Annotated in this window: 10 protein-coding genes; 6 read left to right on the top strand and 4 right to left on the bottom strand. The window is 57.1% G+C overall.

Features of this window, described 5'->3' with window-relative positions; translation table 11 throughout:
* Positions 1–118: 118 nt before the first annotated feature.
* Both KO116_RS07915 and KO116_RS07910 read left to right on the top strand, forming a co-directional pair.
* On the top strand, positions 119–415 hold the full coding sequence (locus KO116_RS07915; RefSeq protein WP_035556854.1) for a type II toxin-antitoxin system RelE/ParE family toxin: 297 nt from the start codon (positions 119–121) through the stop codon (positions 413–415).
* A 4-nt stretch (positions 416–419) separates the two neighbouring features.
* A complete protein-coding gene (locus KO116_RS07910; RefSeq protein WP_035556717.1) occupies positions 420–734 on the top strand; it encodes an addiction module antidote protein in 315 nt (104 codons plus the stop codon).
* Positions 735–812: 78 nt separating this feature from the next.
* Here the strand turns inward: KO116_RS07910 and KO116_RS07905 are convergent, their stop codons facing one another.
* The 3 genes from KO116_RS07905 to KO116_RS07895 form a co-directional block, all read right to left on the bottom strand.
* Positions 813–1,103, bottom strand: coding sequence for a helix-turn-helix domain-containing protein (locus tag KO116_RS07905; protein ID WP_235272531.1), 291 nt, complete (start codon positions 1,101–1,103; stop codon positions 813–815).
* Positions 1,104–1,307: 204 nt separating this feature from the next.
* Positions 1,308–1,706 carry an RES family NAD+ phosphorylase gene (locus KO116_RS07900; protein ID WP_235272530.1) on the bottom strand — a complete coding sequence of 133 codons (399 nt, stop codon included), beginning with the start codon at positions 1,704–1,706 and terminating at the stop codon, positions 1,308–1,310.
* 115 nt (positions 1,707–1,821) lie between these two features.
* Positions 1,822–2,253 carry a DUF2384 domain-containing protein gene (locus KO116_RS07895; RefSeq protein WP_008958938.1) on the bottom strand — a complete coding sequence of 144 codons (432 nt, stop codon included), beginning with the start codon at positions 2,251–2,253 and terminating at the stop codon, positions 1,822–1,824.
* Positions 2,254–2,431: 178 nt separating this feature from the next.
* Between KO116_RS07895 and recC the strand changes: the two genes are divergently transcribed.
* Positions 2,432–6,079 (top strand): exodeoxyribonuclease V subunit gamma, encoded by a 3,648-nt coding sequence (gene recC, locus KO116_RS07890; RefSeq protein WP_035556712.1) that lies wholly within the window; start codon positions 2,432–2,434, stop codon positions 6,077–6,079.
* A 5-nt stretch (positions 6,080–6,084) separates the two neighbouring features.
* On the opposite strand, the gene pncB is transcribed toward recC, so the two are convergent.
* On the bottom strand, positions 6,085–7,266 hold the full coding sequence (gene pncB, locus KO116_RS07885) for a nicotinate phosphoribosyltransferase (protein ID WP_035556709.1): 1,182 nt from the start codon (positions 7,264–7,266) through the stop codon (positions 6,085–6,087).
* 159 nt (positions 7,267–7,425) lie between these two features.
* Between pncB and recB the strand changes: the two genes are divergently transcribed.
* The 3 genes from recB to KO116_RS24120 all read left to right on the top strand — a co-directional run bounded on the left by recB (position 7,426) and on the right by KO116_RS24120 (position 15,068).
* Positions 7,426–11,304, top strand: coding sequence for an exodeoxyribonuclease V subunit beta (gene recB, locus KO116_RS07880; protein ID WP_035556706.1), 3,879 nt, complete (start codon positions 7,426–7,428; stop codon positions 11,302–11,304).
* Between the two features lie 32 nt (positions 11,305–11,336).
* Positions 11,337–13,616 carry an exodeoxyribonuclease V subunit alpha gene (recD, locus tag KO116_RS07875; RefSeq protein WP_035556850.1) on the top strand — a complete coding sequence of 760 codons (2,280 nt, stop codon included), beginning with the start codon at positions 11,337–11,339 and terminating at the stop codon, positions 13,614–13,616.
* Positions 13,617–14,339: 723 nt separating this feature from the next.
* The gene (locus KO116_RS24120) at positions 14,340–15,068 is read left to right on the top strand and encodes an autoinducer binding domain-containing protein (RefSeq protein ID WP_052703749.1); all 729 of its coding nucleotides are present in this window, start codon (positions 14,340–14,342) and stop codon (positions 15,066–15,068) included.
* Positions 15,069–15,071 lie beyond the last annotated feature (3 nt).

The raw sequence follows: 15,071 nt of genomic DNA, 5'->3' as shown, positions 1-15,071 counted from the left end.
GCATCATAGCGTTACCCACCGTTTCGCTTGCTATCAACTATTTGCTTTTGATTATTTACTTTTCAATAAGCGTCAACCAAAGTTGACACTCTCAAAGCTGCCAACTATAGTTATCACCATGATCGAGTTGATTAAAACCGATATCTTCGATGGATGGCTACGCGAGCTTCGTGATATCCGCGCCCGCGCCAAGATTGAAGCCCGCATCCGACGTTTGAGTCTGGGCAACCCTGGCGATGTGAAACCGGTCGGCAAAGGCGTTTCTGAACTGCGAATTCCTTATGGGCCAGGCTACCGCGTCTATTATATTACCAAGGGGCCAGTCATCGTGGTGCTGCTTTGCGGTGGTGATAAAGCCACCCAATCCCACGATATCGAACTAGCCAAAGCCATTGCCGCGCAATGGAAGGAGTAACCCCATGACCGTTCCTACTGTCAAATTCAGCCACTACGATACTGCTGATTATCTTCAAACTGAGGAAGATATTGCGGCCTATCTTGATGCAGTGATGGAGGAAAATGACCCTGCTCTTCTTGCCGCCGCACTTGGTGATATCGCCCGTGCCCGCAACATGAGCCAACTCGCCAAAGACGTAGGCATGAGCCGTGAAGGGCTCTATAAAGCCCTATCCGGGGAAGGCAATCCAGCATTTTCTACCATCAGCAAGGTCGCTAACTCCTTGGGAATGCGCCTATCTATTAAACCGCTATCCCGGCCAGAAGCGGGCAGCTAGGAAGGTCTAGCGAGCATCTCACAGAACGACTCCCTGAAGGCAACATATCGCTGAATGTCGTGGTTCTCACTATTTGCTCTATACAGCCGTTTTGTGCCGCTGAGCTTGGACTGACAACTCAAATCCGCAGGCTTTTGCATAGCGCTGAAGCGTTTTCCAACCGGGATTGCTGTCCCCGCGCTCTAGCCTGCTGATGTTACTTTTTTGAGTATGTAGGCGCTTTGCCAATTCGTCCTGGGTTAAGCCTGCTTGCTGACGCATAGTAATCAGCGTATTGGCCAACTCAAACTCAGGTGCCAAACGGTCATACTCTGCTTTCACCTCAGGATTTTGCAGCGCCTGCTCTTTTAATGCTTTTAAGTTAATCACGACTGCACCTCGCGCTGTCTTGATCGAGCTAACTTTAACGCCTGGGTAAAAACCAACCTACCATTCCACAGCTCCTAAAGTTATCACTTATGATAACCTGCATTCTATAAATGTTCCTAACCTCGATACACACGAGCGGCCTGAACTGATGGCGCCATACACTTAGTCGTTCTGCTATCAACGTGAAGGAGTTTTATAAAACAATTACTGCCAGGAGCGTGCATCACGCGGCAAATCACCTTTCGGATCATAGACCTCTAGGCTATCGCTTTCTGTTAGCATTTCGGTATAGAGGAAGAGATTAGTACCTGAAGCATGTGCCAAAGAAGGAAACAGTATTCCTTTAGCACCTTGCTCCAACGCCATATCGCCTAATAGCCAGCTAGGCGGCTCAATGCGCCGATTAAACCAATACTTACGCCAGTCACAGTTGAGCTCTTGCCACAGGCTATCCCATTTCGAGTGATAGCCTGCTCGAAAATCGACAATATGAGTCACACTCACCGAATAACTAACAATCAGCCCAGGTGGCATCAATGCAGAAAGCTGCTTGTACTCCGCTAACGCAGTTTGCTCCTCTAGAGAAAGATATAAAGCATCCACACCAACTCGGTTCAGCCGCCCACCATGCTCTCTAGCACCAGCCCCACTGGTAGGCGAAATGCCCAGCGTGGAACATATACACGGTATGCCTGAGTTTTCAGCTCCGGCAGTACTATCATCCCACGACACCTGCTTGCAGCGCCTGAACATAGCGCAGAAGATCATCTGCGCGACCTTCACTTACTAGCTGCTCGGGTGTTTTATAGTCAAATGCGCTAAGCGGCTCGTTGCGAAACCAAAACAGAGCATCATGGAAATCACCATTAATATCCGCCGCTGCACCGAGCACTCGAAGTGCATCACGCAAATAACGTTGAAGTTTTTCTGCCCCTTGGGCACGTGAGATCGTCGTACGATGAACATGCGCTTGGCTGGCCAGCGTTTGGATATCGATGCTCAATGCACTGGCAAATAACTTCGGGTTAATCAACGGGTGACGCTCTTGTCGAGCAACACCCTTTAAGTCAGCCAAAAACCGCTCGAACGAATCAGGTACCAGATACCGGTTAGGCTCATTCAATGACTCTTTTACATTGCCCACTGCCATTGGCAACCTCCTGCTACGCTTATACAGCCGATATACAACCTATATGCATCATATTTTCATCATAGCAGCTATAAAACTGGACGCTAGGGTTTAAAGCTTCAGAACTAAACTTATGGCACCATACACTTAGCCGCTCCGCCCTGGCCGTGAAGGAACCATCCATTAAGGAACATCGTGCATGTCTGCAAACTCGCTGCTCTCACAAAAGCCGTTAACGCCGGGCTTTATGGTCGTGCACGCCAATCGCCTGGAAGACCTGCGCGGTTTGGCGGTGGAGTGGATGCGCCTACACCCGCTCTCGCCGCTGGAGAATGAGACTATTCTGGTGCAGAGCAACGGCATTGGGCAGTGGCTAAAGCTGGCGCTGGCGGAAGACCCGGCCCAGGGCGGTGCAGGCATAGCCGCAGCATTGAACGTTACGCTGCCCGCGCGTTTTCTTTGGCAGGCCTACCGCACGGTGCTGACTCATCTGACGCATGACGACCAAGCGGTGCCCGAAACGTCGCCGTTTGATAAGTCGCGGTTGATATGGCGCTTATTGCGCCTGCTGCCCAGCCTTGCCGAGCAGGAAGCTTTTGCACCGCTCGCGCGCTTTTTAGAGGTCGATCGCGACCAGCGTAAGCACTACCAACTGGCCGAGCGGCTGACGGATCTGTTCGATCAGTATCAGGTGTATCGCGCCGACTGGCTGGACGCCTGGGCTAAGGGTAACGATGTACTCATCACCGCCCGTGGCGAAACCCGCCCGCTGGAAGCACACCAACTGTGGCAGCCGGCTTTATGGCGTGCCCTACGCGACGATGTGGCGATGACGCAAGGCGACGCAGGCCTGAACAGCAGCCGCGCCCAGGTACACAGCCGTTTTCTGGAAGCCGCCGAACAGCTTGAAGGCCAAGCGTGCCCGCGCGGATTGCCCCGTCGGCTAATTATTTTTGGCATCTCGTCACTGCCGCAGCAAACCCTCGAAGCCTTGGCCGCCCTTTCACGCTGCTGTCAGATCGTGCTCTGCGTGCACAACCCCTGCCAGTACTACTGGGCGGATATCATCGAGCACAAAGACCTGCTCCGCGCCAGCCGCTACCGCCAGCGGCGCAAGGCAGGCATGCCCGACGCCCTGGATGTGCTCGGCACCGGCGATGCCGACGACGCCCTGCACCTCCACGCACAGCCGCTGCTGGCCGCCTGGGGCAAACAGGGCCGCGACTACCTGCGCCTGCTCGACGAACACGACGATTCCGGCAACTACCAAACGTTATTCGAGCAGCAGGCGCTGCGCATCGACATGTTCGAGCCCTTCAGCGGCGAAGAGCGCCACTGCCTGCTCAGCCAACTGCAGGACGATATCCGCGAGCTGCGCCCGGTAGCGGAAACCCAAACCCACTGGCCCGCACTCGACCCGGCCAGTGACGACTCCATCGTGTTCCATATCGCCCACGGCCCCCAGCGGGAAGTGGAGATTCTTCACGACCAACTGCTGGCAGCCTTCAGCGCCGACCCGGATTTGCGCCCGCGGGACATCATCGTCATGGTGCCGGATATCGACCGCTACGCGCCGCATATTGAAGCCGTATTCGGCCAGTACCGCTCCGCCTTCGGTAGCTACAATGCGAACGCTAGACCCGACGACCCGCGCTACATCCCCTACACCCTTTCGGATCAGGCCAGCCGCCACCGCCTGCCGATGATGATCGCGCTGGAGAAATTGTTGCGCCTGCCGGAATTGCGCCTCTCGGTAAGCGATCTGCTCGACTTGCTAGAAGTCCCCGCGCTGCGCACACGCTTTGGCATCGATGAACACGACCTGCCCACTCTCAGCCGCTGGATTGAGGGCGCGGGCATTCGCTGGGGGCTTAACGCAGAGCAACGGACACGTCTTGACCTCCCCGAAGGCCTGACCCAGAACACCTGGGCCTTTGGTCTGCGTCGCCTGCTGCTGGGTTACACCGTGGGGAGTGCCGAGGCGTGGCAAGGCATCGAGCCATTCGACGATATTGGCGGGCTGGAAGCATCGCTAGCAGGCCCCCTGGCAAATCTGTTGGAGAAGCTGGAAAGTACCTGGGAAACCTTTTGCCAGCCAACCGATACCGCCACCTGGGTGGCCCGGCTGCGCGAGCTGCTGGAAACCTACTTCCTGACCGACGACGCCCAGGAAAGCGTCATGCTCACCAAGCTGGAGACCGCGCTACAGCAGTTGCTGGACAGCACCGAAGAAGCCGCGCTTGTTGATCCCCTGCCGCTCTCCATGGTGCGCGAACACTGGCTGGGGCAAATCGACGAGCACAGCCTTTCCCAGCGCTTTCTGGCGGGTGCGGTCAACTTCGCCACCCTGATGCCGATGCGGGCCATTCCCTTCAAACACGTATGCCTGCTGGGCATGAACGACGGCGAGTACCCGCGCTCACAGCCGCCGCTGGATTTTGACCTGATGGGCAGCGACTACCGCCCCGGCGATCGCTCACGGCGTGAAGACGATCGCTACCTGTTTCTGGAAGCGCTGCTCTCCGCCCGCCAACAGCTGTATATCAGCTGGGTCGGCCGCAGCCAGATCGACAACAACCCCATGCCGCCCTCGGTGCTGGTCGGCCAACTGCGCGACCACCTGGAAGCGGGCTGGCACACGCAAAATGGCGAACCGCTGCTGGAAGCGTTAACCACCGAGCACCCGCTGCAGCCGTTTAGCCGCCGTTACTTTACCGAACACGCCAGCGACTTCCCCGCCCAAGCACGGCTGTTTACATACGCCCACGAGTGGCACGCCCTGCACACCCCAAGTGGCGAAAGCACCCAAGGCTCACAATCAAAAGCGCTTAAAGCGGACAGCGAGCAGCCGAGCACGCTAACCCTGAACCAGCTGGGCAACTTTCTGCGCGAACCCGCAAAGGCATTTTTCAACACCCGCCTGGGGGTCTATTTCGAGCAGGAAGAGCTTACCCAACTAGACGTCGAGCCCTTCACACTGGACGGGCTACAGAACTGGCAATTACAAGATCAGCTAATTGCTGCCCAGCGCCACGCCGTGGATAACGGCCAGCCGCGCATGGAAGCGCTGCATGCGGCACTGGAACGCTTTAAAGGCCAGGGCGTGCTGGCCGTGGGCGCCTTTGGCGAGCGAATGCGTGAAGCGCTTGCGGAACCGATGGAAGCACTATTCGGCGCTTACGAAGAGGCACTGCAAGAGTGGCCACACGTGGTAGCAGCGCCACAGGCGGTGCATGTTGTTGTTGAAAGAGATGAAAGAGATGAAAGAGCTGAAAGCGCTGAAGGGCAGATAACGCTGGAGGACTGGCTGGGAGAACTGCGTCAGGATGAGGCGGGCAACCGCTGCCGCCTGTTACTGCTCAGCAGCAGCTTGGTCAGCCAGGGGCGTGGCCGTGGTCAGTACCGCTGGCAGCATCTGCTGCGGCCCTGGGTCGCGCACTTGGCGGGCAACTGTGAGCACCCGATGACCACCCAGCTACTTTCCAAAGCGGGCCATGTGCGCCTGGAACCATTAGAGGCCGAGAATGCCCGCTACCAGCTACAAAACCTGCTAAGCACATGGTGCGGCGGCATGCAGGCCCCGCTACCCCTGGCCCCGCAGGCTGCTTTCGCCTGGTTGGCAAAGCTGGGCACGCCGGAATCCGAACCGGATAGCGATGCTTACGCCGCCGCCGAAACCGCCTACGAAGGGGGGCGCTTCCAGACCGGCGAAGTCGCCCAAAGCGCCTACCTTTCCCACCAATGGCCGAGCTTCGAACGGCTATTCAGCGAACAGGCGCTGGGCCACCGTTTCTCCACCCTGACCGAAGCGCTCTACGCGCCGCTGCATCGTGCCGTGAAAGGCTAAAAAATCTAATGACTCTTCCAGCCCAGGGTTAATACCCGCTTCGCCAGCGAAATCATCTCCGGGTCCCCGGTGTGCTTATCCGGCACATCGGAGAGCTTTATCACCGGCAGCCACTGCTGCCCTTCCGGGCGCGCCTCGACCATCTTGATCACCATGTTCATCGGCTCGACGCCCACATCGTTAGTGAAGTTGGTGCCGATGCCGAACGCCATGCCAATCCGGTCTTTGCAAAACGCGTGAATATGCTCGACCTTCTCCGGCGTCAGCGCATCGGAAAAGATAATCGTCTTGCTCAACGGATTGATGCCCAGGCGCTCGTAGTGGGCGATGGTCTGGGAGGCAAAATCAATCGGGTCGCCGCTGTCGTGGCGCACGCCATCGAACAGCTTGGCGAACTTCTTATCGAAGCTATCGAAGAAGGCCCGCGAGGTAAACGTATCGGTCAGGGCAATGCCCAGATCACCACGATACACATCCACCCAATGCTCAAGGGCAAGGCTATTGGCCATCTTGAAACCGAAGCGGGCGCCGTGGAACATGAACCACTCATGGGCGTGGGTGCCGATCGGCTTAACCCCGTGACGCATGGCCAGCAGCACATTGCTGGTGCCGCTGAACGCCTCGCCACCATGGTGGCAAAGTGCGCCCACCACCCGGTCATGAACATCGAACGAAAAGCGCCGACGGGTACCGAACTCGGCAATCTTCAACCCAAGACGGCGGTAGAGTTCGATCTTCTCCTGGGCGCGTTGTTCGATCATCGCATCGGCCTCATGGGTGACCGACACGCCACGCAGCCGATACCAAAGCTCGCTGATCAGCGCCATCAACGGCACTTCCCACAGAATGGTGCGGTACCAGGGGCCCTCGATAATCACCGAGAGGTCACTGCCCTGCTGCTCGATGATCACCTCGGCGGGGTCGTAATGAAACCCGGCCAGAAAATCGAGATAGGTAGGGTCGAGATAGGGGCACGTCGTTTCGAGATAGCGCTTTTCCTCATCACTCAGTCGCAGCGCCGCCATCTGATCCACTTCGCGGCGCAGCGCGGCACCGAAGCCATCAGGAAATTCGTGCTCGCCACGATTGATAAACGCGTAGCGCGCCTGGGCATAGGGAAAGCGTTTGATCACGGCGTTCTGCATCGTGATCTTGTAAAAGTCATTATCCAGCAGCGATGTCAGCATGAGATCCCATCGTTAGAGTGAACCGAAGCCGCCGGTAGCGTAAACTCATTGCACCAAGAGTGGCTCGGCGACAAGATTATCAGGTGGCGGGGCTCTCATACAGTCTAGGCCCCATGTTGGGCCGATTTGCTTTCTGCTGCCAGCGACCGGAGATCAGTGATGAGCCAGCCTGAACCACTCAATCCACTAAGCCTCCCGCTTCACGGCAGCCGACTGATAGAGGCAAGCGCTGGCACCGGCAAAACCTTTACCATCGCCCTGCTCTACGTGCGATTGGTACTCGGTGGCCACAGCGTTGACGACGACACCGCGTTTATCCGCCCGCTCACGCCGCCGGAAATCCTGGTCGTCACCTTCACCAACGCCGCCACCCAAGAGCTACGCGAACGTATCCGCAACCGGTTGGTAGAAGCCGCAGAAGTGTTTCGTAAGGCTCCAGACGCGAAGGAAGCAGGTCACGAAGAGGGTCTTTTTCCAGGGATGGAAAAAGTAGCGCCCAAGGACGGGTTCACAGCGCCCTCGCAGTGGCCTGCTTCCGTGCCACCTGCTCATGATCCCCTGCTGCTAGAACTCCGCAACCAATACGACCCCGCCACCTGGCCCGCCTGTTCGCGGCGCTTGGCACTGGCTGCCGAATGGATGGACGAAGCCGCGGTTTCCACCATCCACAGCTGGTGCTACCGCATGCTGCGCGAACACGCCTTCGACAGCGGCAGCCTGTTCTCCCTCAACCTGGAAAACGACCAGCGCGAACTCGAACAAGAAGTGGTGCGCGACTACTGGCGCAGCTTCTACTACCCGCTGGACAGCGACGCCCTCGGCATTGTCACCCGCTACTGGAAATCACCAGACGACCTGCACGCCCCGCTGCAAAGGCTACTGCCCGAAAGCGAAGCGCTAGGCGACGAAAAGCCTGAACCCAGAGAGACCCTGGCCGCCACCCAGGCTGAACGCGCCGCCCAGCTCAGCGAACTCAAAGCCCCCTGGGCCGCCTGGATCGACGAACTGGTGCCCGCCCTGGAAGAGGCCGCCACACGCAAAGCCTTCAAGGGCCAGAGCTTCAACGCCAAAAGCCGCGCCAACTGGCTAGGCGCACTACGTGAGTGGTGCGAAACGGACGCTGACCGCCCCGCGCTCACCGACGCCGCCTGGAAACGCATGACACCAGACGGCATGGCCGATATCTGGAAAGAAGGCGCACCGCCCTGCCCGCAAGCCTGGGAAGCGCTGGCACAGCTACCGAAAGTGCTGGATGCCCTGCCCGAGCCGCGCAACGACCTGCTGATTCACGCCGTACAGTGGTGCCGCGCCCGATTGGAACGCGAACAGGAACGCCGCGCCGAGATGGGCCCCAACGACCTGCTCACCCACCTGGATCGCGCCCTGAAAGGCCCCAACAGGGAGGCCCTGGCCGCGCAGATCCAGCGCCAATTCCCCGTGGCGCTGATCGACGAGTTCCAGGATACCGACCCGATCCAGTACCGCATCTTCAACGCCGTGTATGACGTTGCAACGCCCGGTCGCGACAGCGCCATCCTGCTGATTGGCGACCCCAAGCAGGCGATCTACGCCTTTCGCGGCGCGGATATTTTCACCTATCTGCAGGCTCGCCACGACACAGATGGCCGCCACGTCACGCTGGGCACCAACTTCCGCTCCAGCCGCGCCATGGTAGCGGCGGTCAACCACTGCTTCAGCTACGCCGACCAGCACGATGCCGGCGCCTTTCTGTTCCGTGCCGATGGTGGCGGCAACCCGCTGCCGTTTAACCCGGTTGACGCCAAAGGCACCAAGGACACGTTGGTGCTCAACGGCCAACCGCTACCCGCGATGACCCTGTGGCCGCTGGAAAGCGACGAGCCGCTCTCCAAAACCGCCTACCAAACCGAGATGGCCGAGCGCTGCGCCTCGCACATGGCCGCGCTACTGGAAGCAGGCCGCCAACAACAGGCGGGCTTTGCAAAAGGCTTTGCCAAAGAGGCTGATGACAAAGGCGATAACGGAAAGCAATCACTCACTCCGCTGGCCCCCTCGGACATGGCGGTGCTGGTCAACGGCCTGCAGGAAGCGCGGGCGATTCGACTGGCGCTGGCCAGCCGGGGCATCAAGAGCGTCTACCTTTCCGATCACGACAAGGTGTTCAGTTCCCCCATCGCCCCGCAGTTGGCCATTTGGCTGCGCGCCTGCGCCGAGCCACAGGCCAACTCGCGCCAAGCGGAAGCCAAGCTGCGCGCCGCCCTCGCCACACCGGTGATTGGGCTCAGCCTTGAGGAGCTTGATCACCTCAACCAGAGCGAGCTGGCTTGGGAAGCACGGGTCGAGCAGTTCAGCGACTACCACCGCCTATGGCAGCGCCAAGGCGTGCTGCCGCTGGTGCGCCGTTTGATGGTCGATTTTGATATCGCCGCGCGGCTGCTGGGCGAGTTCGCCGAGGGTGAGCGTTTGCTAACCGACCTGCTCCACCTGGGTGAAATGTTGCAGCACGCCAGCCAGGAACTGGATGGCGAACATGCGCTGATTCGCTTTCTGGCAGAAGCCATCGCCGACCCGGATAGCCACGGCGATAGCCACAAGCTGCGCCTGGAGAGCGACGCCGATTTGGTCAAGGTAGTGACCATTCACAAATCCAAGGGGCTGGAGTACCCGCTGGTGTTCCTGCCGTTTATCGCCAACCACCGCCCAGTCAGCGACACCGACCTGCCACTGCGCTGGCACGATAGCGAAGGCACACTGCAACTCAGCCTAAGCGCCGATGAAGCCACGCTGGCCACCGCTGACCGCGAACGGCTGGGCGAAGACCTGCGCAAGCTCTATGTGGCACTCACCCGCGCCCGCCACGCCACGTGGCTTGGGCTGGCACCGCTAAAAGGCAGCGAGAACAGCGCCATCGGCCACCTGATCAACGGCGGCAAAGCCATCGCCCCCAGCGGGTTTACGAAAGCCTTGAGCGAACTGGTGGAAGGCAGCGATATCGAGCTAAGTGACGCCCCAGAGCCCACCGCGCTGCGCTTTACCCCCGCACCGGAGCAACAGGCACTGGGCCACGCCCGCACGCCGTTGCGCCCCGCCCGAGAACAGTGGTGGATCGCCAGCTACTCGGCGCTGCGTACCTCGGGGGCTGTCTCAGGGGCTATCTCAGGAGCGATACCGACGGCGCTACCAACGCCCACGCCAGAACCCACTACGCCCCAGGAAGCCACCACCCTGGAAGTGCTGGACGAGCCCCACGACAACGCCATCAACACCGAAGCGTTTCACCTGCACCGCTTTCCCCGAGGCCCAGGGCCAGGAACGTTTCTGCACGGGCTTTTAGAGTGGGCGGGCCAGCTAGGCTTTATCAAAGCGCTGGAAGACCCCGCCGCACGGGAAGATATGCTGCGGCGGCGGGTACAGCTACGCGGCTGGCAGGCGTGGCACGACACCCTGGCGGGCTGGTTTGAAGAGCTGCTCGCTACGCCTCTTCCCCTACCACAACCGCTTTCACATCCCGGCGAAGGCGGCCAGGTAGCGCTAAGCGAACTAGGCAGCTATCAGGTAGAGCTGGAGTTCTGGTTTGCCGCCCATCAGGTGGGAACGCGCAAACTCGACGAACTGGTAAGCGACCACTTACTGCCTGGGGTGTCCCGCCCTGCACTTGATGCCGACACCCTTAACGGCATGCTCAAAGGCTTTATCGACTTGGCCTTCGAGCATGAAGGTCGCTTCTATGTGCTCGACTGGAAATCCAACTACCTGGGCAGCAACGACAGCGCCTACACCTTTGATGCCCTACGCAACGCCATGCTCGAAAAGCGCTACGACCTGCAAGCGGCGATCTACCTGCTCGCGCTGCACCGGCTGCTCAAAGCACGCCTACCCGACTACGACCCGCACCAGCATTTAGGCGGCTCGATGACGGTATTTCTGCGCGGCAGCCGCACCGCCGCCCGCGGGGTACACGCCGTGCCCGCCCCGGTGGCGCTGATTGAAGCGCTGGACGCCCTCTTTGCAGGCACAGCGGCAGAGCCAGCAGCAACCAATCAGGAGGTGGTGGTATGAGTAAGCGTGACTTAGCCTCCAAGAACGAGCCCATGAACCTTGACCTGTTCGCCGATGACGCGCCGCCCGCTGCACCTGATTCAACCGCATCGGCTGCACCACCGACAGAATCAGCCACCAGCGCCGCCCAGCCCCACCCCGCGCTAAGCGATACTACCGCGCTGCTACAGCTGTGTGAGCGCTGGGTTTCCCGTGGCTGGCTGCGGGATCTGGATCTGGCACTGGTGCGCTTTCTCGACCGCGAAACCCAAAACGCCCCGCCGCTGCTGTTGCTAGGCGCGGCGCTGGCCAGCCACCAGCTTGGCCGAGGCCATGTGTGCCTGGATATAGCCGCGACGCTGGAAGCGCCGGATTTTGCGCTTTCGCTGCCGCCGGAAGGCGACGACCTGAACGACCCGCCGCCGCTGCCCAGCCATGTGCTGGCCACGCTAACGCTGCCCGAATGGCAGGCCGCGCTCAACCACCCCACGCTGATCAGCGACGGCCCCGGCAATACGCCGCTGGTAGTGAGCCACAGCGGCAACACCAGCAAACTCTACCTACGCCGCTACTGGCAGTTCGAGCAAACCCTGCATCATGAAATCGCTGCGCGGCTCAGCATCGGTCACTCGGCGCAATCGCCTCTACTCAAAAGCGCGCTGGATGCATTATTCCCCGCCACTGAAAAGCTGGATTGGCAAAAAACCGCCTGCGCCCTCGCCGCCCGCAGCCCGTTCGCGATCATCACCGGCGGCCCCGGCACCGGCAAAACCACCACCGTGGTGCGCCTGTTGGCCCTGCTGCAAACCCTGAAACTGGCCCAGCCCAATGCCCACCCGCTGCGCATTCGACTGGCTGCCCCTACCGGCAAAGCCGCCGCACGGCTCAATGAATCCATCGCCGGGCAGGTGAATGACCTACCCGTTAACGGGTTGGAATCGCTATTAGATGAGCACACTGCCGCTTCCTCATCGAACGCCATAGACATTCCGACGGAAGTGACCACGATACACAGGCTACTTGGCGCCCGCGCCGATACCCGCCACTTCCGCCATAACGCCGCCAACCCGCTGGCGCTGGATGTGCTGGTGGTGGATGAAGCCTCGATGGTGGATATCGAAATGATGACGGCGCTGCTCAGCGCCCTACCCGCCAGTGCCAAGCTGGTGCTGCTGGGGGATAAAGACCAGTTGGCATCCGTCGAAGCAGGCGCCGTGCTGGGCGACCTGTGCCGCCGTGCCGACGCCGCCCACTACACCCCCGCCACGGCACAGTGGCTAGCCGAACTCACTGGCCACCCGCTGCCAGATGAATTAATCGACCCCAACGGCCAGCCGCTGGATCAAGCCATTACCATGCTGCGGGTAAGCCACCGCTTTACTGAAACAAGCGGCATCGGCCAGCTCGCCCAGGCGATTAACCAGCCACTAAGTGAAGCATTGCGGGAACGGGATAAACACCAATCCGTGCATGGCGTACTGAATAACGGCTACGCCGACCTGCACCACTTAGTGTTGAAGCCAGATGCACAAAACGAAGACAGCGCCCTGGAGCGCCTAGTGATCACCGGCAGCCCGGAACGTTTTCCCAACGCAGGCGAAGGCCGCACCAATTTCAAGGGCGAGCCAATAGCACCGCCCACCGGCTACCAGCACTACCTGAAAACCCTATCGAGAGAGCGGCCTGATACGGCGCTAGCGTTTGAAGAGCACGGCGAGATTTACGATGCCTGGGCGAAGGAAGTACTTAAGGCCTACAGCCGCTTTCAGCTGCTGTGCGCACTACGCAAAGGCCCCTGGGGAGTAGAAGGGTTAAACCTACGCATCGCCAAAACATTGCGCCGCGAAAAGCTGCTGTTCGGCAACGACCACACGTTAGAGAAAGGCTGGTTCGAAGGCCGCCCGGTGCTGGTCACCCAAAACGACTACGGCCTGAAACTAATGAACGGCGATATCGGCATCACAATGGCAGTGCCAGATCCACGCTCTTCATCAGGAGCGCCCGGAAGATCACTATTAAGAGTCGCCTTTCCGACCAGTGACGCAGAAAACCCCATCCACTGGGTGTTGCCCTCCCGCCTGCACGCGGTAGAAACCGTGTTCGCGATGACGGTACACAAATCCCAAGGCTCGGAGTTTCAGCACACCGCCCTACTGCTACCGCAAACGCCCAACCCAATCCTAACCCGCGAGCTGGTCTACACCGGCATAACCCGCGCCCGCGATTGGCTTACGCTAATCGAAGCCAAACGTGGGATATTGAATGATGCGGTGACTAGGGAGGTTATGAGGGTTAGTGGGGTGGGGGTTAGCATAAGCTATTGTGAGATATAACCGCATCTATCTATAAGTTGACCCATGAAAAAACAAAGTTTCACCCATCCCTTTATGAATCATAAAACAAATGATTATCGCTTGGTTGAAACACCTCGAGTAAACGGCTATAAGTACTGGAAAAATTAGCGCATAGCATACTCTCATCCTCCCTGAACGGGCCAGAGACCTGCAGTCAGCAATCAATTGTCTTAGAAGATGCTTGGCAGATAAAACCCATTTTCCTATGCCAAGCAGCTGGTGTTAAAAAACGATAAAATAACTTCTAACTCTCAACCCGGCTGTTCCTGAGGAAGGGGTGACGGATATACTCACTATAATATGCGTAAACGTCATCGGTGAGTGAATCATTGAGCATCGGCGAGCCGATCTGGGCAAACTCCAACACGACGATAAACACTTAGACGTTCTTGCTGCTGTCGGCCTGGGAGGGGCTTCGCGGCGAGTGCATCAACCGATGGTTGCGAGCAAACTATTAGTATAAGCTTCAAGCAATAATTAGCTCGCTACTTACATACATGAAACCAATAAGCCAGTTCACTTAAAGAATTTATCATCAATGATGTTCACACCAAAATCGTCAATATGCTACACTGATAAGTAGTTTTTGCAAATTATCAAAATCGCTTAATAGACTATGAAAAAGTAGTTCTTTCATTAAAGAAAAAATAGATAATACAGTAGAGTAAGATTTTACATGTATAAGACATAAAGAGAAATTCAATGAAAAATCATGAAAAAATAATTTCTAAAAAACAAGAAGAATTTTTAAACGAAGTACAAGCAAACCTAAAAAAGAATGATCACGATTTTTCTAATGTACTATCTTTGGCTCTTGAAAAGTTGGGGATTCATTTTTTTAGCTACGTACATTTAGACACCCACCCAGAAATTATTAACGAATCAATGATTATTGGCAATTACCCTAAAGAATGGGTTGAAATTTATATAAATAAAAAATTAATAAAAAAAGACCCAGTAATTAAAAACACATCAGTAACGACAGCACCCTTTTTCTGGAACGAGGCTAAGAATATTGCTGGAAACGAAATCTTCAATACCTCTCAAAAATTCGGAATTCATCAGGGTTTCACAATTCCAATTCATGAACCAGGCAATGCTTTTGGGTCGATGCATTTCGCTTCAGATAATAAAAACACTAGTTTTAAATCTTTGATCAATGACAACATAAATTTACTTATTGCTATTAGCTTCATGGCTAACTTAAATCGTCCTAGCAAAATTCAAAATAAAAAAATTTATCATCTTACAGATAGAGAAAAAGAGTGCTTATTTTGGGTTACTAAAGGAAAGACATATAGTGAAATTTCAATTATCTTGGGGATAACTGAAAGAACAATAAAATTTCATACAAAAAATATAATTGAAAAATTTGATTCTGTAAACATAAAGCAGGCAATAACTATAGCTTTAAGATTAAATCTTTTATAGCAA

The organism is Halomonas sp. KO116, assembly GCF_000734975.2.
GTDB classification, from domain to species: domain Bacteria; phylum Pseudomonadota; class Gammaproteobacteria; order Pseudomonadales; family Halomonadaceae; genus Vreelandella; species Vreelandella glaciei.
The sequence above is the reverse complement of the archived record's forward strand: the minus strand, read 5'-3'. Positions and strand labels throughout refer to the sequence as shown.